20 protein-coding genes are annotated in these 22539 nt (G+C 36.2%); 10 read left to right on the forward strand and 10 right to left on the reverse strand.

Annotation, left to right across the window (positions count from 1 at the left end):
- Nucleotides 1–74 precede the first annotated feature (74 nt).
- From ftsZ to EG359_RS14160, 4 genes are all read left to right on the forward strand, one after another.
- Nucleotides 75–1988 (forward strand): cell division protein FtsZ, encoded by a 1914-nt coding sequence (gene ftsZ / locus EG359_RS14145; protein ID WP_076352810.1) that lies wholly within the window; start codon nt 75–77, stop codon nt 1986–1988.
- Between the two features lie 95 nt (nt 1989–2083).
- Nucleotides 2084–2530: a GatB/YqeY domain-containing protein gene (locus tag EG359_RS14150; protein ID WP_076352811.1), complete on the forward strand. Its 447-nt coding sequence runs from the start codon at nt 2084–2086 to the stop codon at nt 2528–2530.
- Nucleotides 2531–2988: 458 nt separating this feature from the next.
- On the forward strand, nt 2989–3399 hold the full coding sequence (locus tag EG359_RS14155) for a BrxA/BrxB family bacilliredoxin (RefSeq protein WP_076352812.1): 411 nt from the start codon (nt 2989–2991) through the stop codon (nt 3397–3399).
- A 106-nt stretch (nt 3400–3505) separates the two neighbouring features.
- Nucleotides 3506–5026, forward strand: coding sequence for a GH3 auxin-responsive promoter family protein (locus tag EG359_RS14160; RefSeq protein ID WP_076352813.1), 1521 nt, complete (start codon nt 3506–3508; stop codon nt 5024–5026).
- A gap of 86 nt (nt 5027–5112) precedes the next feature.
- On the opposite strand, the gene EG359_RS14165 is transcribed toward EG359_RS14160, so the two are convergent.
- From EG359_RS14165 to EG359_RS14210, 10 genes are all read right to left on the reverse strand, one after another.
- Nucleotides 5113–5559 carry a hypothetical protein gene (locus EG359_RS14165; protein ID WP_076352814.1) on the reverse strand — a complete coding sequence of 149 codons (447 nt, stop codon included), beginning with the start codon at nt 5557–5559 and terminating at the stop codon, nt 5113–5115.
- A gap of 23 nt (nt 5560–5582) precedes the next feature.
- Complete coding sequence (locus EG359_RS14170) at nt 5583–5945, reverse strand: hypothetical protein (protein ID WP_076352815.1); 363 nt, start codon at nt 5943–5945, stop codon at nt 5583–5585.
- A gap of 4 nt (nt 5946–5949) precedes the next feature.
- Nucleotides 5950–6921, reverse strand: a complete 972-nt coding sequence (locus tag EG359_RS14175; RefSeq protein WP_076352816.1) for an endonuclease/exonuclease/phosphatase family protein — start codon at nt 6919–6921, stop codon at nt 5950–5952.
- Nucleotides 6922–6995: 74 nt separating this feature from the next.
- Nucleotides 6996–7994: an endonuclease/exonuclease/phosphatase family protein gene (locus EG359_RS14180; RefSeq protein ID WP_076352817.1), complete on the reverse strand. Its 999-nt coding sequence runs from the start codon at nt 7992–7994 to the stop codon at nt 6996–6998.
- A 9-nt stretch (nt 7995–8003) separates the two neighbouring features.
- Nucleotides 8004–8732 (reverse strand): rhomboid family intramembrane serine protease, encoded by a 729-nt coding sequence (locus tag EG359_RS14185; RefSeq protein WP_076352818.1) that lies wholly within the window; start codon nt 8730–8732, stop codon nt 8004–8006.
- 5 nt (nt 8733–8737) lie between these two features.
- Nucleotides 8738–10525 (reverse strand): DNA mismatch repair endonuclease MutL, encoded by a 1788-nt coding sequence (gene mutL / locus EG359_RS14190; RefSeq protein WP_076352819.1) that lies wholly within the window; start codon nt 10523–10525, stop codon nt 8738–8740.
- A gap of 239 nt (nt 10526–10764) precedes the next feature.
- Nucleotides 10765–11592, reverse strand: a complete 828-nt coding sequence (locus tag EG359_RS14195) for a YoaK family protein (RefSeq protein WP_076352820.1) — start codon at nt 11590–11592, stop codon at nt 10765–10767.
- Nucleotides 11593–11623: 31 nt separating this feature from the next.
- Nucleotides 11624–12118, reverse strand: coding sequence for a hypothetical protein (locus EG359_RS14200; RefSeq protein ID WP_076352821.1), 495 nt, complete (start codon nt 12116–12118; stop codon nt 11624–11626).
- Between the two features lie 186 nt (nt 12119–12304).
- Complete coding sequence (locus EG359_RS14205; protein WP_076352822.1) at nt 12305–13708, reverse strand: sensor histidine kinase; 1404 nt, start codon at nt 13706–13708, stop codon at nt 12305–12307.
- Between the two features lie 3 nt (nt 13709–13711).
- Entirely contained in the window at nt 13712–14419 is a 708-nt protein-coding gene (locus EG359_RS14210) for a response regulator transcription factor (RefSeq protein WP_076352823.1), read from the reverse strand.
- A gap of 219 nt (nt 14420–14638) precedes the next feature.
- Between EG359_RS14210 and EG359_RS14215 the strand changes: the two genes are divergently transcribed.
- The 6 genes from EG359_RS14215 (at nt 14639) to EG359_RS22770 (ending at nt 22360) form a co-directional block, all read left to right on the forward strand.
- Entirely contained in the window at nt 14639–15208 is a 570-nt protein-coding gene (locus tag EG359_RS14215) for a helix-turn-helix domain-containing protein (protein WP_084180350.1), read from the forward strand.
- Between the two features lie 347 nt (nt 15209–15555).
- Nucleotides 15556–18381, forward strand: coding sequence for a TonB-dependent receptor (locus EG359_RS14220; RefSeq protein WP_076352825.1), 2826 nt, complete (start codon nt 15556–15558; stop codon nt 18379–18381).
- A gap of 9 nt (nt 18382–18390) precedes the next feature.
- Entirely contained in the window at nt 18391–19689 is a 1299-nt protein-coding gene (locus tag EG359_RS14225; protein WP_076352826.1) for a DUF5690 family protein, read from the forward strand.
- 11 nt (nt 19690–19700) lie between these two features.
- The gene (locus EG359_RS14230; RefSeq protein ID WP_076352827.1) at nt 19701–20855 is read left to right on the forward strand and encodes a TIGR03364 family FAD-dependent oxidoreductase; all 1155 of its coding nucleotides are present in this window, start codon (nt 19701–19703) and stop codon (nt 20853–20855) included.
- A gap of 6 nt (nt 20856–20861) precedes the next feature.
- The gene (locus tag EG359_RS14235; RefSeq protein ID WP_076352828.1) at nt 20862–21530 is read left to right on the forward strand and encodes an HAD-IA family hydrolase; all 669 of its coding nucleotides are present in this window, start codon (nt 20862–20864) and stop codon (nt 21528–21530) included.
- A 218-nt stretch (nt 21531–21748) separates the two neighbouring features.
- A complete protein-coding gene (locus EG359_RS22770; protein WP_228434969.1) occupies nt 21749–22360 on the forward strand; it encodes an alkaline phosphatase family protein in 612 nt (203 codons plus the stop codon).
- Nucleotides 22361–22539 lie beyond the last annotated feature (179 nt).

The raw sequence follows: 22539 nt of genomic DNA on the forward strand, positions 1-22539 counted from the left end.
TAAATGATAGATGATAACGGATAATTGACTTATCCACCTTCACTCATCATTCATCAATTGTTAAAAGTATAGTTATGGAAAATATAGGTACACAAGGATTTTCATTTGATCTACCAAAAGGGAATTCATCCATCATAAAAGTAATCGGTGTAGGAGGCGGTGGTAACAACGCCCTAAAGCACATGTACGAAAAAGGAATTCATGGAGTTGACTTCGTGGTATGTAATACAGATGCTCAAACTCTAGATAATAACCCCGTTGCCAATAAAGTTCAGTTAGGAACTTCCATCACGGAAGGTCTTGGAGCTGGTGCAGATCCTGAAGTAGGAGAAAAATCTGCAATCGAAAGTATTGAAGATATCAAGGCAGCTATGGGACAGAACACGAAAATGGTGTTCATCACTGCCGGAATGGGTGGTGGTACCGGTACCGGAGCAGCTCCTGTCATTGCTAAAGTAGCAAAGGATATGGGAATACTGACTGTGGGAATCGTTACAGTTCCTTTCAGCTTCGAAGGAAAAAGAAGACTGGAACAGGCAGAAAACGGTCTGGAAAAATTAAAAAACAACGTTGATTCATTAATTGTAATCAATAACGATAAATTAAGACAGCAATTCGGAAACCTTGGATTTAAGCAAGGATTCTCAAAAGCAGATGAAGTCTTAGCCAATGCTGCCAAAGGTATGGCAGAGGTTATTACGGGTTACTTTGATGTAAACATTGACTTTAGAGATGCTAAATCTGTACTTCAGAACTCTGGTACTGCACTAATGTCTACAGGAACAGCTTCAGGCGAAAACAAAGCAGAAGAGGCAGTAAGAAAGGCCCTTGATTCTCCATTGCTGAATGACAATAAAATTACAGGTGCCAAAAACGTACTATTGCTAATCAGAAGTGGTGCAGAAGAGGTAACAATGGACGAAATTGGTATCATCATGGACCACATCCAGAAAGAAGCAGGAAATACTGCAGACATCATTTTTGGAGTAGGTGCTGATGAGGAATTAGGAGATGCAGTAAGTGTACTTGTTATTGCTACAGGATTCTCTAATGACAATAAGAAATTCTCTGGTCCTACAGAGAAAATCAGAATCAGTCTTAATGACAGTTTTGAAGCTCCAAAATCCTCTCCCTTTAAAACAAGAGAAGAAAGAGCATCAACTCCTGAAGCAACACATGATTTCGGAGGAAAAAACCTTTTCAGATTAGATGACGAAGACCATGATACTCCCAAGTTCAATATGAAGTCTACTGAAAAAAAAATGATTATTGAAGAAGAGGAAATCAGAACGGAAATAAAATTCTTTGATAAAGAGGAAAATACAGTAAACACACCTGAACAGGAATGGAGAAATGAAGACGAAGATGGTCAGGATGCTTTCAGCCTATTCTCTATTGATGAAGAAGACGAAGATCCAAACGACCTGGAAATTCAGTCTTTCTCATTTGATTTTGAAAATAAAAAGGATGAGCCTCAATCAGGGAATACATTCAACAATTCAGCTTCACAAGAAAAACCTGTTGAATTCAGCTTCTTTGTGAATGAACCTGTTAGAAATGAGCCAAAGACAGATTTTGGGCAGCCTAAAGCCGAGTTTAGTGCTCCGGTAAGCGCTGTTGTAGAGCCTACTCAAAAGATAGAGACATTCTACCAAAAAGAGGAGCCTAGAACTGAAACAAGGCCTGCTTTTGAAACCAGAACAGAAATCGAAACCCCAAAAACTGAAGAATCTGAGTTCACATTCGTGAATAAAACGATTGATCAGGACAGGGTAATAGAAAGAAGAAATAAACTAAAAGAATTCAATTCCCGTTATCAAAGCTTTGACAGCACAAGTGAATTCGAGTCTATTCCTGCTTTCAAAAGAAAAAATATTTCGATTGACGGAACCAATGCATCAGACCAGAATATCAACACTTATATGTCTGACAACAATGGTTCTATGCAGATCAGAGAAAATAGATTCTTGAATAAAGACGTAGACTAAAATAATGTAACAATGTACCAATCAAATACTGTAACAAATCTGTTCATTTTATAATTGGTACATTGATATACTGTTACATTGGTAAATTAATTAAAATGAGTTTAGAAAATATAATAAGCGACGCAATAAAAACAGCAATGAGAGAAAAGGACAGAGTTGCCTTGGATTCTCTGCGTGCTGTAAAGTCCCAAATTCTTCTTTTAAAAACTGAAGCCAGAGGTGCTGAAGTTTCTGCAGAACAGGAAATTGCTATTCTTCAGAGAATGATTAAGCAACGTAAAGACTCTTTTGAACAGTTCTCTGCTCAAGGGAGACAAGACCTTGCTGAAGTAGAAGAAGCTCAAATGAAAGTAATTGAGAAGTTTTTACCAAAACAACTTTCAGCAGAAGAATTAGAAACAGAAATTAAAACCATAATTTCTGACACCGGCGCTGAATCCATTAAGGATTTAGGAAAGGTAATGGGAGCAGCCTCAAAGGCATTAGCCGGAAAATCTGACGGAAAAAGTATTTCCGAGATGGTTAAGAAACTCCTTTCATAATGCGATCCGGGTTTCGGGTTTTGGAGTAGTTCCAAATCTCGCAAACACGTATCTCATACCCCAACTAAGGATATACAACCTTTGCATATCGATTTGATTAAAGAAGCCCGGGACTTTTGAGTCTCGGGCTTCATTTTTGTGGATATTCCAGTGTGTTATTCTGTTTTGAATAAATTTGAAAAAAAAGATAGCTTATTACCCTATTCGAGTAGATAATAAGTGGCTGATTGCTTGAGGGAAAGCCTTAAATGTTTTTTTCATGGTCGTTTGTTTTTCAGAATCATTTCAAATTTAATAATTATATTTTATTATTCCTAATTTTAATTCACATTTTTATGAATATTATTAAATTATTAATATTCAATTAATTTTATATTGACTAATCCATTGATAGTTTTTATGTATTGAACAAACGTAAAGAAATGTTTAACTTTGTAGCGATAAAAAAAACAAAATATATGTACCCAACAGATTTAGTAATGCCTATGAAGGCTGAACTTACAGATAAAGGTTTTCAAGATTTAACATCTCCTGCACAGGTAGAAGAGGCGTTAAAGCAGTCTGGAACTACATTATTGGTTATTAACTCCGTATGCGGATGTGCTGCGGGAGCTGCAAGACCAGGAGTAGTTTACTCTTTGACTGGAGATAAAAAACCTGATCATTTAACAACTGTGTTTGCAGGATTTGATACAGAAGCTGTAGTTGAGGCAAGAAAACACCTTGCTCCATTTCCTCCAAGCTCACCTTGTGTAGCGCTTTTCAAGGATGGTGAATTGGTTCACATGTTGGAAAGACACCACATCGAAGGAAACCCTGCGGGAGCTATTGCAGCAAACCTTCAGGCTGCTTATGACGAGTACTGTTAATAAACAATAAACTCAATATTAAACCGTTACAAAATTTGTAACGGTTTTTTTATTTAACATTACAAAAAAATTCTCTAAACATTCAAATATCATTATATTTGTTGGAATGGCAACCAAGGCACTTTTCAATACTGTGGTCAACTGGTTCATCCGTCAAAGGATAGACCAGATTCAAAATTTCATGGATCATCCCATTGAAACACAGAAAGGTATATTGTTTTCTCAACTGTTTCATGCAGAGGATACAGAATATGGCAAACTGCATGGATTCAACTCTATTTCAAGCTATCAGGATTTTAAAAATAAGGTCCCTATCGTTACCTATGAAGATTTTGAACCTTATATTGAAAGGGCGCGCCAGGGTCACAAGGATGTCAGCTGGCCGGGACTGATTAAACATTTTGCTAAATCATCGGGAACAACCAATGCAAGAAGCAAGTTTATTCCTATTTCAGCAGAAAGTCTTGAATATTGTCACATGAAGGCTGGAAAAGACATGGTTTCCATTTATGCAAACAACCATCCTGAAAATCAGCTTTTTAATTATAAAAATTTACGTCTCGGCGGAAGTTCGGAACTGTATGCTGATTTTAACACAAAATTTGGCGACTTATCTGCTATTTTAATTGATAACCTCCCATTTTGGGTAGAAATAACCACCACCCCAAGCAAGAAAGTTTCTTTGATGGGAGAATGGGAAAGCAAACTGAAAGCAATTACCTCGGAAGTAAAAAATGAGGATGTAGGAAGTATTTTGGGAGTTCCTAGCTGGATGATGGTTCTTTTACAGCGCGTATTAAAGGAAACCAGCGTAGGAAGTATTTCTGAGCTGTGGCCTAATTTGGAGGTCTTTTTCCACGGTGGAATCAGCTTTAAGCCCTATAAGGAACAATACAAGCAGATTATCGGAAAAAACATCAATTACTACGAAATTTACAATGCATCTGAGGGATTCTTTGGAATACAGGACAGATCCAATAGTGATGAGATGCTTCTGATGTTGGATTATGGGATATTCTACGAGTTTATACCAATGGATCAGTTTCATTTCTCAGATCCAAAGGTAGTAAGTCTGGAGGATGTGGAAATTGGGAAAAACTACGCTATGGTTATCACTACCAACGGCGGACTATGGAGATACCTAATCGGAGATACAGTTATCTTTACATCCACAAACCCTTTCAGGATAAAAATAACAGGAAGAACCAAGCATTATATCAATGCTTTTGGGGAAGAGCTAATGATTAATAACGTAGAATCTGCTCTTTCAAAGGCGTGTGAAAATACAGGCGCCCAGATTACAGACTTTACCGGCGCTCCGGTCTTTATGAAAAATAATGAAGGGGGTGCTCACGAATGGATCTTTGAATTCAGTCAATATCCGGATAATCTCGATAAATTTATTGATGCTTTTGATCAGCACCTAAAGACCATTAATTCGGATTACGAAGCAAAAAGATACAACAATATGACCCTTAAAAGGCCTATTGTACATATTGCAAAAGATAATTTGTTCTATCACTGGCTTGAATCCAAAGGAAAACTTGGAGGACAGAACAAGGTACCAAGGTTAAGTAATGACAGGGAGTATATAGAACCGCTGTTAGAACTTAATAAGTCAAATTAAAGTCTTAAAAAGCGTTTACTTCCATTTTTATTGATAGAGTACGCTAAAAATAAAACCCGCAGTTAAAATTTAACTGCGGGTTTCTCTTATTTGCTTAAGTCTTCTTTTAATTTTTTAGCTGCATCTTCTACTTTTGCAGCTCCTTTTCTTGCGGCGTCTTTTGCGTCTTTCCCAGCTTCCTGAGCTCCGCTTTTAATATCTTTCCCTACCTTGTTGGCTTCAGTTTTAATGTCCTGCCCCGCTTTGTTAAGATCCTGTTTGGTTTTATCTGCAGTGGCATCAATTTTATCTTTAGCTTTCTGGGCCGCATTGTCAATCTTATTTCCAGCCTGATCTAACTTCTCATCTACATTTTTCTTAGCTTCATTTACTTTTGCTGAGTCAACGATGTGAGGAGATGTTTCTGAAACCGTCGTGGTTGTGGTAGTAACTGATCCGTCAGCACTTTCTACCTGTTCTGTTTTTGTTGTTGATTTTGTACAAGCAACAGTGAATATAGAAATCACTACTGCTGCTAGAATTTGTTTTTTCATATTGTATATTTTAGGAATGTTTTTTATTCTGTTTTGGTTTCATTTACCGGAGCGGTTTCTGAAGTTTTCTTCTTCTTTTCCGCATCTGTTTTTTTCTTTTCTTCCTCTGCTTTCTGTTTATTCTCCTTTTCAAGTTCAGTCTTAAGCTTTTTTTCTTCTTCCTGAGCCTTTTTAACCTGTTTTACAGAGTCTAGATATTGTGGCGAAGACATTTTGATCTTACGGGCAATATCCACTGAAACAGCGCCTGTTGAAAAGGAATCAACTGCTGTGGTATCATAACGCATTTTAATTTCCTGTTCAGCATTAATATCAGGCGTCTCTTTCTTTGAACACGCTGTGATAAGAATGGTAAAAATAAAAATTGCAGGCAGTAAATTTTTCATGGAACTAATTTAGCAGAAATTCTGCAATTACAGGATAATGATCCGACAATTTCACAGATTGATCTACTTTATAACTCAGGGGAATGATAGATTTTGAGCTGAAGATATAATCAATCCTTAAAGGAACTTTATAATCATGAAAGCTACTCGCACTACCCTTTCCGGCCGTTAAAAAGGCGTCCTGAAGATCTTTCCCAAGGCTATAATATTCGTAGGAATTGGGAACAGAGTTAAAATCTCCTGCTAAAATTACAGGATAAGGAGAAAAATCAATAACCTTTCTGATCTTTTTGATCTGATCTTCGTGAGCCTGAAACGTAGGAATCATACGGGAAAGAAGAGTTGAAACATTTCCTATTCCCAAACTCTCCAATTTTGTAAACATCGTTTTGTGAAGTCGGAACGGTTCCAGATAAACATTCACAATTCTTATAATCTTTCCGTTAATATCCACATCTGCATAGAAAGAGTTTCCTCTAGAATTATCTTCAATGATTTCAGCCTGTCTTAAAATTTTATGTTTTGTTTTAAGAATTACCGATGGGTATTTTACGAGATCCTGTCTTAAGGCACGGTTAGTATCCTTTTCCTGAACCAGAATAATGTCCGGATCCTGTTCTTTAATATAATTTTTAACCTTATCCCATCCATAGTCCCCATATTTCACATTAAAGGTTAAAACCTTGATATCTCGTATTGTCTTTACATTTTCTGTTTTGGGAGAAAAATTAATCCATCGTCTTATTGGATTGTAAAAAACCAAGGTACCTAAGGCAAAGGCGATTGCAATTCTTTGTTTTTTAAAAGCCCAGATTAGGGTAAGAAGTAAATGCGCCAGTATCAGATAAGGAAAACCAAGAGAAAGAAGATTAAGATTCCCCAAAAGGTTAGGTGGAACCCATGCATTTCCCAGAGTGCATAAGAGCAAAACGGCAACGGCAATATGTATAAATAGTAATATCTGATTCGACTTCATGAAAAAACGGTCTTGGTACGGATTTTTTTAAGCAAAAACCCTACCAAGCAGTCAAACATTAACTATTTTTATGATTATTTGTCGTTTATTGAAATCTTTGAAATTACCGGATAATGATCTGAAAGACTGACAGAACGGTCAACGACATAGGAAACAGCCTTTAATGATTTTGAAGAAAAAACATAGTCTATCCTTATCGGAAACTTATAATCGTGAAAGCTGGTTGCGCTTCCTCTTCCTGCAGTTAAAAATGCATCTTCAAGCCCCTCTGATAAATGATAATACTCATAAGAATTGGGAACGGAATTGAAATCTCCTGCTACAATAACCGGATATGGAGAATTATCAATAGATTCCCTGATTAATCCTACCTGATCCTGATGCTTTTTAAAGGTTGGAATAAGCCTTTTTACAACATCCTTTACTTTTTGCTCATTAGCATCTGAGGACCCATTAAGCTTAACCATATCTTTTTCGAACTTAAATGGATGAAGATATACATCAATAAATCTATACGTTTTACCTTTTATTTCAATATCTGCCTGTATTCCACTAGGTAAATCAATGCTTTCATCTGCTGAGTAGATCAATTTATTATTTAAAAGCTTATGTTTTGTCAGAATCGTTAAAAATCCATTTGTAGTGGTTCTATGATAACCTTTTAACAATGGATATTCCATTCCTGCGTCTTCCTGCAGAAAAATAACATCTGCATTTTGAGCTGCTAAATAATTTTGTATTGATTCTTTCCCGAGGGTTCCTCCTTTAACATTAAAAGAAACCATTTTTATATCTCCGTCTTCTTTTTTATCTGAAGAATAATTAACCCATCGTTTTACCGGGTTTATAAAAGCCAGTCCGGCAAACATAAATACGAAAGCTCTTTTTTTCCAACTGAAAACCCAGAAAATCGTTAGTATAATATAGGAAATGATCAGAATTGGAAAGCCCAGTGAAAGCAAATTAAACCACGGAAATATCTTAGGCGGAATATAAGCATTCAATAAGGTTCCCAACAACAGAAAAAGGATTCCCAGATGCAGGATCAAAAGTATAAGTCTGAAAATCTTCACAAAAATGAATTAATTGAATCTATATAAATGTTTCTTCCAAATTCTTGCTAAAATCCAGCCTACCAAAGCTCCACCAACGTGAGCCAGATGAGCAATTCCCCCTCCATTACCGGAAATTCCAAGGTATACTGAAACAATAATTACAATAGGCATCAGGTATTTTACCTTTATGGGAATCGGAATAAACATCATCATAATTTTGGAGTCAGGGTATAATGTTGCAAAAGCAGCCACTACTCCAAAGATTGCTCCGGAAGCACCAACCATAGGTGTTGCCACAATGTCTTTTAAGCTTTCTAATAATTCTTTCTGCTTAAGGATTGAAGCCGCATTTCCGCTAAATTCTACACTCGCACCGGAAAGATAAGCTCCAATATTGAAGCCGAGTTCCTGCAACCCATTGGAAATCTGTTGAACTTCAACAAAGTTCCAAAGATTAAAAAGGAAAAAAGCCCCTAATCCACTTAAAAAATACATGATCAAATACTTTCTGTCACCCAGTGTTTGCTCCAAAATCGGCCCAAAACTATATAATGTCAGCATATTAAATAAAATATGCATAATACTACCATGCATGAACATATGGGTAATGATCTGCCAAGAATGAAAATAGGGAGAAAAAGGATAAAAACCGGCAAGATAACCGATAATCTGATTTTCCATTAAAGAGGTAACAATAAATACTATAACATTGATAATGATAATATTTCTTGTAATTGGTGGTATATTGTTAAACATGTTTTTTAAAATTTATTTTTAAAATCATTAAACGGAACCTCGTAGAAACATCTTTTCCCATCTGGTAAAAACTCCGGGAAACCTAATGCTGTAAAATCCTTGATAACTTGTTCCGCATCTTTTTTATAAATAAAGTCAAATCTTGACTTCGACTGCATTTTACTCCATTGATTATGGTAATAATCCATAAATTCTTCTTCTGTTTTATATTCCAGGATTTCAAAAAGGTTCTCAAGAAACTTCATTGCCTGCGTTTCTTTTAATCCTTCAGGAAGAGAATCTATCCTCAGCACACTTTCATGAGCAATTTTCATCTCAAACCCAAGCTCTGGAAGATATTTTTTGATAGATTGATATTTATTTTTCTCTATCTCATTCATATGATACTCCAAGGAAAACAAGAGTGCATGGCTATTTGTATTTGATTTTCTGGTTGATTTATTGTTTTCAGAAACCAATAACCTATGCATTCTTCCAAGATCCAGCATGAGAGTCATGTCGCCTTTATTGAAAAGCCAATATCCGTTGGGAAGCCTCATCAGGTCTTCGTCAAAATCCTCATCTTCAAACAAATTGATTTTTGAAGGTTCGGCAGTAATATTCTGATGATACATTTCCGTAAGGTTTTGAATTTCTTCCGGACGCACATTTCTTTCTTCCAAAAACGGGTTATAGTCTTTGTCTACAATGATCTCAGGCATTTTTATAACACCACTTCCACCACCATTTCCTTTGCTGGGAATCGGCTTATTCATCATTTCATCCAACTCTGGATCTCTATCGAAATCAAGGCTTGGAGAAACATTATAAATCCCTAAAGATCTTTTGATTGTAGATCTAAGTAAAGCGAAAATAAGGTGCTCATCTTCAAATTTTACTTCTGTTTTCTGTGGATGAATATTCACATCAATTTTTTCCGGATCAAGCTCCAGAAAAAGGAAAAATGACGGAACATATCCCGGTAAAAGTAGTCCCTCAAATGCTTCCTGAACTGCTTTGTTGAAATATGGGCTCCTGAAATACCTTCCGTTTACAAAAAGGAACTGTTCTCCTCTGGCTTTCTTCGATCCTTCAGGTTTAGCAACAAATCCGTGAAGCTTACACCAGATAATATCTTCTTTTATAGGAATCAAAAGTGGTTGTAGTTTTCTTCCAAAAACATCCACAATACGTTGCATCTGACTTCCTTTTCTTAGCCTGAAAACAGGTTCATCATCATGAAACAGAGAGAATTCAAGCCCCTCATGCGCCAATGCAACACGTTGAAATTCATCAATTACGTGTCTGAATTCAATATTATTATTTTTAAGGAATTTTCTTCTTGCAGGAACATTATAGAAGAGATTCTTTACCAGAAAGTTTGATCCTTCTGCTGTCTGAACCGGGTCCTGAAACTGGAAAACACCCCCTTCAATGTAAATGTTGGTTCCAATAGAGGAGTCTTTCTGCTTTGTTCTCAGCTCAACCTGTGAAACCGCAGCAATGGAAGCCAAAGCTTCTCCACGAAACCCCTTGGTTGCAATCTTAAAGATATCTTCTGTTCCTCTGATCTTGGACGTAGCATGCCTTTCAAATGCCAGTCTGGCATCTGTTTCGGACATCCCTTTTCCGTCGTCCACCACCTGTATGAGGTTTTTCCCGGAATCTCTGATGATCAATTCAATTTTCGTTGCATCTGCATCTATAGCATTTTCCAAAAGTTCTTTCACGATGGATGCAGGTCTCTGCACCACCTCTCCCGCTGCAATTTGGTTCGCTACATGATCCGGTAAAAGCTGAATAATATCTGACATAAAAACGTAAATCAACTTACAAAAATAGTCAATGAAAACGGGAATTAAAACATTAAAACCGTGAATTAATATTTAATTATCAACATTTCAACAATACTCCTTTTTACAAATCCCGTTCCAAACCATTCATCACCGTTGTTTTTCAAATAGAACAACCCCCTATTGTTTTATACCAATAGAGGATTGATTCACAGCTAGTTTATACAAAAAATAATAGTGAAAAATATTTCACCCGATATTTAGTCTTCGAAAGCGAGTTTCCTCTTTTCCTTTCTTTTAGGGATTCCATGGATTTTTTCATACAGAAAAGCTAAAAGATTAGGCTTTCTGTAAATCCTGTTGTATCTGTACTTTGTGTTAAAGTGTCGTACATGAATTTTATAGGCATCATATCCGATAACGATCAGAAGACATACACTTATTACATAGAATACTCTGAATTCCAGATAGTAATATGTTAATCCTGAGAAAACAGCACCTAAAACATAGGCAAGCATGATACTCAATAATAGTTTAGCTCTTCCGATCAGTTCTCCGTTTCGTCTGTATTTCTTTTGAGTAAACATAGAGACGAGAATTCCCAGGTCGGTTGTTGTTCCGGTAAGGTGGGTTGTTTTAACCGAGAAGTTCGAGATACTGGCCGTTAAGCCATTCTGTAATCCTGTTGCAAAAAGCATCAGAGCCACAAGATATTCTGTTTCTTCCAATGTTTTCTGGTAATAAAACTGTCCGTATACTCCCACAAAGAGTAGACATATTATTTCCAGTACAATCGGCATGGAGTGGGCAAAGTATTTACTTTTCTTATTAAAGTTGATGACTATAAAGTTGGACAGGAAACTTCCGAAGAAGAATAAGAAAATCCATCCTCCAACTACTGCCACCTGTGTCCAGTTGCCTTTACTTATTTCTGCTGCTAAAATGGCGTAGTGTCCTGTTACATTGGACGTAAAAGAAAGAAATATGAGTAGGGATGCTATATTTATAGTACCTGCCGTAAATGCAGTCAGCGTCCCCAACCTGATATTGTCTCCCAGTGTCCTGCTGTTACTATAATTTCTTAACATTGTTTTACTTTTTTTAAATTGTTTTGTACTTTTAAACCTCTACAAAGATCTCAGCCAGTCTTCCTCTTTCCGGAAGTCTTTCTCTAGCCCCAACTGCTATTTCATGGGATTTCAGATCTTTGCACTTTTTGATATAAGGGATAATATCAAACTTACCTTTGCCCTTGCTTTTGATGGATGAAGAATAGTATGCTTCCTCAATATTTTCAGCTTTCACATACTGGTTAAATGTTCTCTGGAAGCTTCCTGTGAAAATATCGCAGATGATTTTATTAACCAGATGCGGATATTTATTCTTTATGATCCCAAAGGCATCACAGAACTCTGCAGGTCTTATCTTATTGAAGATTGTGGTTTTCGTATTGAACAAAAGGTCTCTGATAGAATCTCCCGAATCATATCCTGAGGTCAAAAGAATATTATATTGATTCTGATCCCCGGATGCATCTTTTTCCTTTAGTACTTTTTTTAATATGTTTAATGACTCAAGAGAGTAATCTGTTGCAATTAAAATTGTTTTAGCCATGTTCTTATTATTTTGTTTTGTGTTGATCTTTTTTGATGATACAAAACTAAAGTGGCCAAATTAGAAGTTCTTTGGAACGGAATTAAAATGTCATTAAAGAGATTAAAATGAGATTAGAAAATTGTTAATGGAAATTAATATAGGTAAGATTGTAGAGGGAAGAAATTGCAAACTCTCATCCTCACATTAGGTATTCTCCCTCTGTGTACTGTAGAAGTTTGGAAAGCGCATTTGCACCGTTGTTCCTTGGTTTTCATGTGAACTTACGATCAATTCTCCGTGATGCATTCGTACAATGTTTCTTGCCAATGGAAGCCCGATTCCATAGCCCTCGTAGTTGTTGGTATTGGATGCTCTGAAGAAAGGGTCGTAAATTTTGTTCATTTCCTCCTGAGGAATTCCGATACCATTGTCCTTTACAATAATATAGACATCCGTATCTGTAGCTCCGAGAGAAACTTTTACCTGCTGGAAATTGGAATACTTACAACCATTACTGATAATATTGGCAACAGCAAGGTGTAGAAGCTGTTCGTTTCCTTGTACTTTCAGTTTTTTAGGATTATCGGGAAGCATACTGATATCCAGATAGATATTGTTCCTGGAGTCAATTTTTCTCAGGGTTTCAATAACATCCCAAAGCAGCTGATCTATTCTTACCTTATCCATTTTTTGGATCTTGCCATCAAAACCGGTTTGGGCAATCATTAGTAAGGCTTTGATTTTTTTATCAAGCTTTTCGGCTTCATCCAGAATGATTTCCAAAGTTTCCTTATATTCTTCAGGTGTTCTGCTGATTGAAAGTGCCACGTCTGCTTCACCCATAATGGAAGTTAAAGGTGTTCTCAGCTCATGAGAGACGTTTCCAATCAGGTGATTTTGGGTTTCAAAAGAGGTTTCAATCCTGTTCAGCATACCATTAAAGGTATCTACAAGCTCGTTCAGCTCCTTATTATCAGGCTGTGCTTCTAATCGAAGGTGAAGATTTTCTGAACTTATTTCCTTTACCTTTCCTGTAATCTTTAAAATAGGCCTAAAGAGGGTCTTCGAGAGATAAAAAGAAAATATCATACTGAAGAACAGCGAAAGCACAATACATGTAAGCAGTGTTCTTTTCAAGAATCCAAGATAATAGATTACGTAATGGTTCTTGGCAGAAGCAATAGCAATATAATCTTTATCATCATACTTAAAGCTCTGACCAATATAGTAGAATTCTTTGTCGTTATAATTGTCCTCTCCTTTTCTGACAATATTTTTGAAAAAATAATCCGGAATATGAACCTCCTGGGAGATTTTTCTGAAATTGGAGTCTGCAGGAACCGCAAAGACATAGTCTTTTTCCATAGGAAGCTCCTCGTCATTCAGGCTGTTGAGAATATAATTTTCGGGAAGATCAAGATGATCCTTACTTTTTTCAATCTGAACAATGGTAGTTGTACGGATCTTTAGCAGCTCATAAAACCTCTGATGTGAAAAATTAACAATTGAAAAGTAAACCAAACCACTGAACAGTAAAATAATGGCGGTAAAAACCAACATTAAAAGCACCATCGTTTTGGTCTGATTTGTAATCACTTTGTTAAACATTCATTACGCTTTTTTCAATACATAACCCATTCCTATTACCGTATGGATCAATTTATTATCATCCTGACTATCTAATTTTTTCCTTAAATAGTTCACATAAACATCTACCACATTGGTTCCCAATTCGTAGTTTACGCCCCATACTGCATCCAGAATTTCAGCTCTGGAAATCACCTTTTCGGGGTTATTAAGGAAATAGAGCAAAAGTTTATATTCAGTAGAGGTAAGGGTAATTTCCTCTCCACCACGGGTAACTTTTTTGGTATAATCATTTACAGTAAGATCAGAAAACTGAAATACGTGTTCGTTATCCGGCTCCGGTTCAGCTATTTCCTGTGGCCCATTATTGTGGCTTCTTCTCAAAAGAGACTTTACGCGGGCTACTAATTCAATAAACTTAAATGGCTTTACCAGATAATCATCACCACCACTCTCCAATCCAAGAACAATATTTTCTGAAGTTCCCAGGGCTGTTAAAAATAAAATGGGAACACTCTGATTGGTTTTTCTGATTTCCTTACAAACATCCAGCCCATTCATTTCCGGTAGCATAATATCTAAAATTACCAAATCGAAATCGTTCGCTTGTACCAATTGTACACCGGTACGCCCATCAAAAGCAACAGAAATTTCATATCCGTTTTCCTGCAGTCCTTTTTTAATAAAAGAAACTACGCTGGTTTCGTCTTCGATAAGAATAATTTTTTTCATGAAATGAAATAAGGAGTTTTACAAAAATAAGGAAATTTTATTGGGAAAGCGAAAAGGCTATTATTCAAATCTGCGATTTTACCTCTTTGCATTTTAATCTTAAACCTCAACAATAATTTTAAATGAATTGATACTGCACACCATACAACCTATATAGAATAGTATTACCTTTGCCTTTCATATAATGACGAAAATAATTTAGGTTAAATTGAATACAGCATGAATGACTTTTTAATAGGTATCGGTAAGAGATTAAAGGATATTAGAAAAAAGAATAATTTAACCATTAATGAACTGGCTTTCAAAGCCAATGTAAGTAACGGGCTTGTTTCCCGTATCGAAAACGGCAGAACCATTCCCTCTCTTCCTGTTTTACTTGATCTTATTCAGTCTCTGGAAATTGATGCAAGCTACTTCTTTGAAGGCGTTGAGAAAAAGTCCAATGCAAAATTCATTTATGTTCCCAAGGAAAACCAGCAGCTTATAGAAAAAGAAGTGGAAGCCGAAGGATTCAAGTATATGCATATCTTCAGTAAAAGTCTTCACTCTTTAGGATTTGAAGCCGTATTGCTTACTCTTGAACCCAACTCTAAAAGAGAAAAGGTGATTACTGATGCCTGGGAGTTTAAATATATCCTGAAAGGAGAGGTAAAATACATCATTGATAACGAAGAAATTATCTTAAAAGAGGGAGATTCTCTTTATTTCAATGGTAAATTTCCACACGTTCCTGTAAGCATCAGTAATGAAAGCTGTGTAATGCTTGTTCTTTATTTTTACACTGCATAAATTCTATAGACAGCCCATTTATTTTTATCCTTTATTTTCTAAAAAGTTTACAAATAGTAAACTTTTGAATTTCCCGTTATGCTTAAAATTAACGCTATGTTAATGACAAAAGTTCTTTTTACAGAAAAAATCCACATAATAACATTCTATCAAAATTACTTTATAATCCCTTTAAATAAAGGATTTTTTGATAACACGTAACTTCCTTTTTCTACTTTTCGAATCATTTTCAGAGTAAGAAATGAGTAACAAATCCCCATAATTTATTAAACAATACTTAACACGAAATATTTATATATATTAAAATTATTAGCTTGTTTTGCATAAAAAATTTAATATATGTAAAAATGAAAACAAATTTAGAGAAATTACTTACCCTTGTTTTTGTCTGTTTTATCATTTTTGTTTCAGCACAAAAGCAGTTAATTATAGGAACTGTTCTTGATGACAGCCAACCGCTTCCCGGTGCAACCGTTAAAATAAAAGGTTTATCGAAGAGCATCACCACAGACATTGATGGAAAATTTACAATCAATGACATTAAAGACGGCCAATACAGTCTACAGATCAGCTACATTGGTTACGAATCTTCAGATGTTGATATTGACTTAAAATCCGGAGCCACTATAGATCTGGGAACCATAAGATTATCACAACCAAGAAAAAATCTTGATGAAGTTGTAGTAACCGGAACCCTAAAAAACACAGAAGCTAGAGCTTTAAATCTACAGAAGAATGCCATTAACATCACCAACGTCATCGCATCAGATGGTATCGGGAAACTTCCGGACAGAAATGCAGCAGAGACCGTACAACGTGTACAGGGCGTATCCATTGAAAGAGATCAGGGCGAGGGAAGGTTTGTTTCCTTAAGAGGGCTTCCTCCTTTCTGGGCCTCCACTACAATTAACGGAAACAGGCTGCCAACTGCTGAAGAGGAAACAACATCCAGGGCTACAGCTTTTGATTTTTTCCCTACAGAGCTGATTTCTTATGTGCATGTAAACAAATCTTTTACGCCTGATATGGAAGCTGATGGAATTGGTGGCGGTGTTAACTTTATTATCAAGACACCACCCATGAAAACTGAGTTTAAAGCCACATTAGGAAGTGGTTACAACGCCAAAGCAGATAAAGGAGTTTATAATCTTGGCTTGTTATATGGCGGAAGAACAAAGGATAAAAAATTCGGGTATCTTTTTAATTTTGCTCATTTCATCAGAAACTGGTCTACTGATAACTTCGAAGCAAGAAGAAGTGGTGACGAGGGCGTTTTCAGGTTAGAGCTTCGTGATTATAACGGCGTTAGAAAGACAACAGGAATCAATGCTGCTTTTGAGTATGTCCTTTCTCCGAAAAACACTTTCTATCTAAAAGGAATGTATGGAACCCTTTCTGATGATGAAACCCATTATAAGCACAGAATCAGATTCGATAAATTCAGTTCTGCCAATAATACGGCGAGAGTAGAGCTTCAAAATATTCACAACTTACTGATCACAGAACTTACTTCAGTTTCATTGGGTGGTATTCATAGTTTAAGTAAGGGAAAAATTGACTGGGATCTTTCTTATTATGACAATCGATTCAAGTATGGAAACATTCCTGATAAGCAGAATAACTCTTATTATGTAATCAAATATACTCAGTCAGGAGTAGGAATAAACCCTGATTATATTTCCGATCACGGAAATGGGCCAAGAGCCTACTGGAAAGCAGATGGCGGAAAATTAGATTATAAAAACCCGGATGCCTTATTTGGGTTCTACAGCGATCCTAATTTCAAAATGGATGCTACTAAAATGAGATTTACAGATCTTGAATTCTATAAGGTTTTTGTAGAAGAAAAGGACAAAATCGTTGCTGCTTTTAATCATGAAATCAATACTTCCGACAAACTTACCTTAAAATATGGGTTAAAGTATAGGGATAAGGAACGTAATGCAAGGTTCTCTGATATTTTCTACAACTGGAGCAATGGAACAGCTCCTCTTTTATCCGATTATGGACAATATATTACTACACAAGCAAACGGGCCAAAATATTTAAGCGAAATGAACGCCCATATCGGGAACTCTTTTGGGCCGGTACTATCTACTTCCGGAATGAATCAGTTTTGGTACCAGAATCAGGGAAATCTAAAGATCAACACTGCTGATTCTGAAGCATTAGAATACAATAAGGCGTTAGGAAGAAACTTTGATGTTTTTGAAAAACATGCCGATGCATACGGAATGGCAACCTATAAACTGAATGATAAGATTACTCTTTTAGGTGGTGTCAGATTATCCAATACCAACACAAAAGTAAAAGGATATAATGTAATTGATGATGTTCTTACGCCTGTGGAGCACACTAAAAATTATCTTGCTGTTTTACCAATGCTTCATTTAAAATATACCTTAAATGATAAAGCCAACCTCCGATTTGCCGCTACGAGAACGTTTTCAAGACCTAATTTCGGAGATCTGACCCCTGGAGGAACTTATATTGAAGCAGACAATGAATTCAAAGGTGGAAATCCGGATCTTAATCCTACTTATTCTTTAAATTTTGACCTGATGGGAGAATACTATTTCTCAAATGTGGGTATTCTGAGTGGTGGAGTTTTCTATAAATCCATTACAGACCCCATCTTTCAGGATTCATTTACCGGAAGCTATAATGGGATGAACGGAGTACAGTTTTCGGCTCCCAATAACGGAAAAGCAGCATGGTTGGGAGGAGTTGAGCTAGGCATCAATAAAAGATTTGACTTTTTGCCAGGTTTCCTTCAATATTTCGGGGCACAGGTGAATGCCACCTTTATGACTTCAGAAATGGAAAAACCAAGCGGAAGAAAAGTAAAACTTCCTTACCAAGCCAAGGAATTGTATAACGTACAGCTATTCTTTGAGAAAAAGGGATTCAATGCAAGACTTGCTTACAACTATAAAGGAAAGTATGCAGTGGAATATGCTGAGGAAGACCTGAATGATTCTTACTACGGGAAATACAGCAATCTGGACTTTGGAGGATCTTATCAGTTTACCAAGTTCCTGACGCTATATGCAGATGTCAACAATATTCTGAACAAACCCTTGATCTATCACTTCGGTAAAAACGAAGACCGCCCTGAGCAGGTGGAATATTATGGAGTAAGATTTAATCTTGGAATAAAACTGAACTTCTAAACCACAACAATGGCCAAAACCATCAATAAAAAAACAATAGTAACGCTGAAAGCTGCCTTTGCTGCTTTCGGTGTTTACTTCTGCATGTATGGATTTCGAAAGCCCTTTACTGTAGCCTCCTTTGAAAGTCTTTCTTATTTTGGGGTCGATTATAAAATATTAATTATTATTGCTCAGGCAGTGGGCTATTTTATTTCGAAATTCATTGGGATCAAATTCATTTCAGAATTAAAGCCACAAAAAAGGATTCGATATTTATTTATATTCATTGCTGTGGCTGAGCTTGCCCTGCTAGGATTTGCAGTAGTTCCCGCTCCTTATAATATTCTCTTTATGTTCATTAATGGTATTCCGTTGGGAATGATCTGGGGAATTGTTTTTTCATACATTGAGGGGCGTAAAACAACTGAAATTATCGGATTGTTTTTATGCTCAAGTTTTGTAATTTCTTCAGGATTTACAAAGTCTGTAGGAAAGTTTTTGATGGATACATTTTCTATTTCGGAATTCTGGATGCCTTTTTCTGCCGGGCTGATCTTTATTGTTCCATTACTTATTTTCGGAATGCTTTTGGAAAAAATCCCTCAGCCCACAGAAGAAGATATTTTGCTTAAAAGTAAAAGGGAACCCCTTAACGGAAAAGGCAGAAAGGCGCTTATTTATCAGTTTTTCATTCCAATCGTATGTGTTATTTTTCTTTATATCTGCTTAACGATTTTAAGAGATTTCAGAGATAACTTCAACCGTGAGATCTGGGATGGGTTGCATTTCACTTTTGACAGTTCTATCTTCACCTTAACGGAAATTCCAATTGCAGCAATGGTATTATTAATCCTAAGCTTCATGGTAAGGGTTAAAAACAATAAAAGGGCATTTGCCTATTATCACTACATTCTTTTTGCGGGAATTCTTACCGTAGGACTTTCAACCTATCTGTTTCAGCAAAACTTATTATCTCCTTTTCTGTGGATGACTATTTCAGGCTTTGGGATGTATATCTGTTATATTCCTTTTAACGGAATTTATTTTGACAGGATGATTGCCGCCTTTGATATTAAGGGTAATGTAGGATTCCTGATCTATATTGTAGATTCCTTTGGATATCTTGGAAGTGTTTTGATTCTGTTGTACAAGAATTTTGGTTCTGCCCAGACTTCATGGCTTAGCTTTTATATTACCTTAAATTATATCATAACATTCACTGTTTTAATCCTTTCGGTCATTGCATTTCTTTCTTTCAGAAAAAAGTCAAAACCGAAATCAAACTCTAATCAATTCATCAATTTCGATACTTCGAAAATCTTATAAACTATAGTACAATGACAACAAAATTTGATTTACTCGTTGTGGGAGGCGGAATTCTTGGAACATTCCATGCTTATCATGCCCTGAAGAAAAATCTTAAAGTAGCCATCCTTGAAAGAAATGCTGTACCTCAAGGTGCAACGGTAAGAAACTTCGGACAGGTAGTACCTTCTGGGATGGATCTTAAATGGCAAAACTTTGGAAGAGAAAGTCTTGAAATATATAATGAACTTCATACCCAGGCAGATCTTACCATCAGAAAAAACGGTTCCATATACATTGCTTCCAATGATGAAGAGCTTCAGTTGATTGAAGAGCTGTATGAAATCAACAGAAACAATGACTATGAATCTGTTTTATTATCCAAAAATGACTGCATCAAGAAATTTGACGGCCTTCGTTCAGACTATTGCAAAGGAGGTCTTTTCTTTCCACAGGAGCTTTCTGTAGATTCTGCTGATATGATTGTAAAGCTTCACAAGCTTTTACAGGAAAAAATGGGACTACAGATCTTCTATAATACTACCATTTCTGAAACTCATGAAGATAACCAAAAGTGTATAGCCACAGCAACGGATGGAACTGAATTCACCGCTTCAAAAATCATTATCTGCGGCGGTCATGAATTTAAAACATTATATCCTAATGTATTCAATGAAAGTGATCTGGAAGTAAGTAAGCTTCAAATGCTTCAGACAAAACCACAGGGGATTTATTCTCTCCAGGGAAATATTCTTACAGGTCTTTCCATCAGAAGGTATGAAGCATTTGGGGAATGTCCATCTTTCCAAAAGATCAAATCTTTGGAAAATCCTAATTCGTTTGAAAAAAGGTATGGTGTTCATATTTTATTCAAGCAGGCATTGGACGGATCTATCATTCTTGGGGATTCTCATGAATACGCAGATGCCAAAAATGCAGATGACCTTGGCTATGATCTTAATATGGAAATTGATGAGTTTATGATCCATGAAGCCAGGAAAATCATTGATCTTCCAACATATGAAATTCAGAGAAGATGGTTTGGGGTGTATTCTCAGTGCAAAACGAAAGATATCTTTGAGCACAGCCCATCTCCTAATGTTCACATCGTAACGGGTATAGGAGGAAAAGGAATGACGGGAAGCGGAGGCTTCTCCAAGTTTAATATTGAAAAAATCTACGCATAAATTTAAATGAAAAATATAGAATTACTGGTTCTGGATATGGCCGGAACAACAATTGACGAGGACAATGTAGTATACAAAACATTGACAAATGCTGTAAATGACTATGGTTATGAGGTAAGTTTGGATAAAGTATTATCTACCTGTGCCGGTATGGAGAAACTGGAAGCCATCACAAGCCTGCTAAGGGAAATTAACGGTAATGAAGAAGATGCTCCAGCTATTTTTGAGAATTTTTCATCTCAGCTCAAGGAGTCTTATAGAAATCTTGAGGTAAAACCGATCAACGGGACAGAGGATTTTCTTCTTAAAATGAAAGCTAAGAATAAAAAAATAGTGTTAAATACGGGGTATACTTCTGAGATTGCCCATCAGCTTTTAAACAAATTAAACTGGATGGAAAATATCCATTTTGATGCACTTATTACTGCAGATGATGTTTTGGAAAGCCGCCCAAGCCCAGAAATGATTCATCTTGCCATGAAAAAATTCAATATTACTGAAGCTGATAAAGTTTTAAAGGCCGGAGATTCTGTCATTGATGTTGAAGAAGGTAAAAATGCAGGCTGTGGGCTTACCATTGCAGTGCTTTCTGGAGCACAGAGCAGAACAGAATTGGAAAAGGCTGAGCCTGACTATATTTTGAAAACCATTTCTGAGGCTGAAAATATTCTTTAAAATTTCTTTTTCAACTACTAATGGCACAGATCTGTATTTGTGCCATTGGTGTTTTTAGCTCATGCTTACCGGTATAATCTTCAGAGAAACAGGAACTTTTTAATTATCAATTAATTAATTTTCAGTTCACACATGTTTACAAATAGTAAATTAATTTTACAATAGTTAAAAATAAATTACTATTTGTAAACTTTTATGTTTTAAAACCTTTTTACCCCATGAAAACAAAACTATTCTCAATGGCTGTTGTAATGAGCTGCTTCCTTGGAGCGCAAACCAAGAAAGTCCTTTTTATTGGTATTGATGGATGCCGCGCAGACGTTATGATGTCTACCCCTACTCCCAACATCCAAAACCTCATCAATCAATCTATTTATTCTCTTGACGGGCTTTGTGCCTCTACCACATGGAGCGGAAACGGCTGGAGTACGATGCTTACGGGTGTATGGCATACCAAGCACAATGTTCAGGATAATAGTTTTACTAATCCTAATTACATCAATTATCCGGATTTTATGACAAGAGCGGAAGCTTACAATCCTAATCTTAGAACAATTTCTTTGGCAAACTGGGCACCCATTAATGATAAGATTGTAAAAAGTGCTGATGTAAAGACTAATCTGGCAACAGATCTTGCAGTAAAAAATGCCGCGGTAAGCGCTTTACAGAATGATAATCCTGATATTCTTTTTGTGGATTTTGATGATGTAGATCATGCGGGGCACTCCTATGGCTTTTCTTCTTCTGTTCCTCAATATGTTTCTTCTATTCAAACCACGGATTCTTATATTGGCGAGATCGTGAATGCTATGAAAAACAGAGCTACTTAAAGTAACGAGGACTGGCTCGTTGTTTTAACTACAGATCACGGTGCCATAGAAAGTTCTCACGGTGGCGGAAACCTTTCTGAGCGAAATATTTTTACCGTTTATTCCAATCCCGGATTTACTCCTCAGCAGATCAGCAAAACGATTATTGAATCCAATAAAACCTTTAACCAGCTTAATTT

Origin of the sequence: Chryseobacterium joostei (genome assembly GCF_003815775.1) — a bacterium.
GTDB classification, from domain to species: Bacteria; Bacteroidota; Bacteroidia; order Flavobacteriales; family Weeksellaceae; genus Chryseobacterium; species Chryseobacterium joostei.

What these genes read in the sequence shown, in the direction of transcription:
- ftsZ (WP_076352810.1), top strand. Translation starts at nt 75, where the DNA reads ATGGAAAATATAGGTACACAAGGATTTTCATTTGATCTACCAAAAGGG.
- EG359_RS14150 (WP_076352811.1), top strand. Translation starts at nt 2,084, where the DNA reads ATGAGTTTAGAAAATATAATAAGCGACGCAATAAAAACAGCAATGAGA.
- EG359_RS14155 (WP_076352812.1), top strand. Translation starts at nt 2,989, where the DNA reads ATGTACCCAACAGATTTAGTAATGCCTATGAAGGCTGAACTTACAGAT.
- EG359_RS14160 (WP_076352813.1), top strand. Translation starts at nt 3,506, where the DNA reads ATGGCAACCAAGGCACTTTTCAATACTGTGGTCAACTGGTTCATCCGT.
- EG359_RS14165 (WP_076352814.1), bottom strand. Translation starts at nt 5,559, where the DNA reads ATGAAAAAACAAATTCTAGCAGCAGTAGTGATTTCTATATTCACTGTT.
- EG359_RS14170 (WP_076352815.1), bottom strand. Translation starts at nt 5,945, where the DNA reads ATGAAAAATTTACTGCCTGCAATTTTTATTTTTACCATTCTTATCACA.
- EG359_RS14175 (WP_076352816.1), bottom strand. Translation starts at nt 6,921, where the DNA reads ATGAAGTCGAATCAGATATTACTATTTATACATATTGCCGTTGCCGTT.
- EG359_RS14185 (WP_076352818.1), bottom strand. Translation starts at nt 8,732, where the DNA reads ATGTTTAACAATATACCACCAATTACAAGAAATATTATCATTATCAAT.
- mutL (WP_076352819.1), bottom strand. Translation starts at nt 10,525, where the DNA reads ATGTCAGATATTATTCAGCTTTTACCGGATCATGTAGCGAACCAAATT.
- EG359_RS14195 (WP_076352820.1), bottom strand. Translation starts at nt 11,592, where the DNA reads ATGTTAAGAAATTATAGTAACAGCAGGACACTGGGAGACAATATCAGG.
- EG359_RS14200 (WP_076352821.1), bottom strand. Translation starts at nt 12,118, where the DNA reads ATGGCTAAAACAATTTTAATTGCAACAGATTACTCTCTTGAGTCATTA.
- EG359_RS14205 (WP_076352822.1), bottom strand. Translation starts at nt 13,708, where the DNA reads ATGTTTAACAAAGTGATTACAAATCAGACCAAAACGATGGTGCTTTTA.
- EG359_RS14210 (WP_076352823.1), bottom strand. Translation starts at nt 14,419, where the DNA reads ATGAAAAAAATTATTCTTATCGAAGACGAAACCAGCGTAGTTTCTTTT.
- EG359_RS14215 (WP_084180350.1), top strand. Translation starts at nt 14,639, where the DNA reads ATGAATGACTTTTTAATAGGTATCGGTAAGAGATTAAAGGATATTAGA.
- EG359_RS14220 (WP_076352825.1), top strand. Translation starts at nt 15,556, where the DNA reads ATGAAAACAAATTTAGAGAAATTACTTACCCTTGTTTTTGTCTGTTTT.
- EG359_RS14225 (WP_076352826.1), top strand. Translation starts at nt 18,391, where the DNA reads ATGGCCAAAACCATCAATAAAAAAACAATAGTAACGCTGAAAGCTGCC.
- EG359_RS14230 (WP_076352827.1), top strand. Translation starts at nt 19,701, where the DNA reads ATGACAACAAAATTTGATTTACTCGTTGTGGGAGGCGGAATTCTTGGA.
- EG359_RS14235 (WP_076352828.1), top strand. Translation starts at nt 20,862, where the DNA reads ATGAAAAATATAGAATTACTGGTTCTGGATATGGCCGGAACAACAATT.
- EG359_RS22770 (WP_228434969.1), top strand. Translation starts at nt 21,749, where the DNA reads ATGAAAACAAAACTATTCTCAATGGCTGTTGTAATGAGCTGCTTCCTT.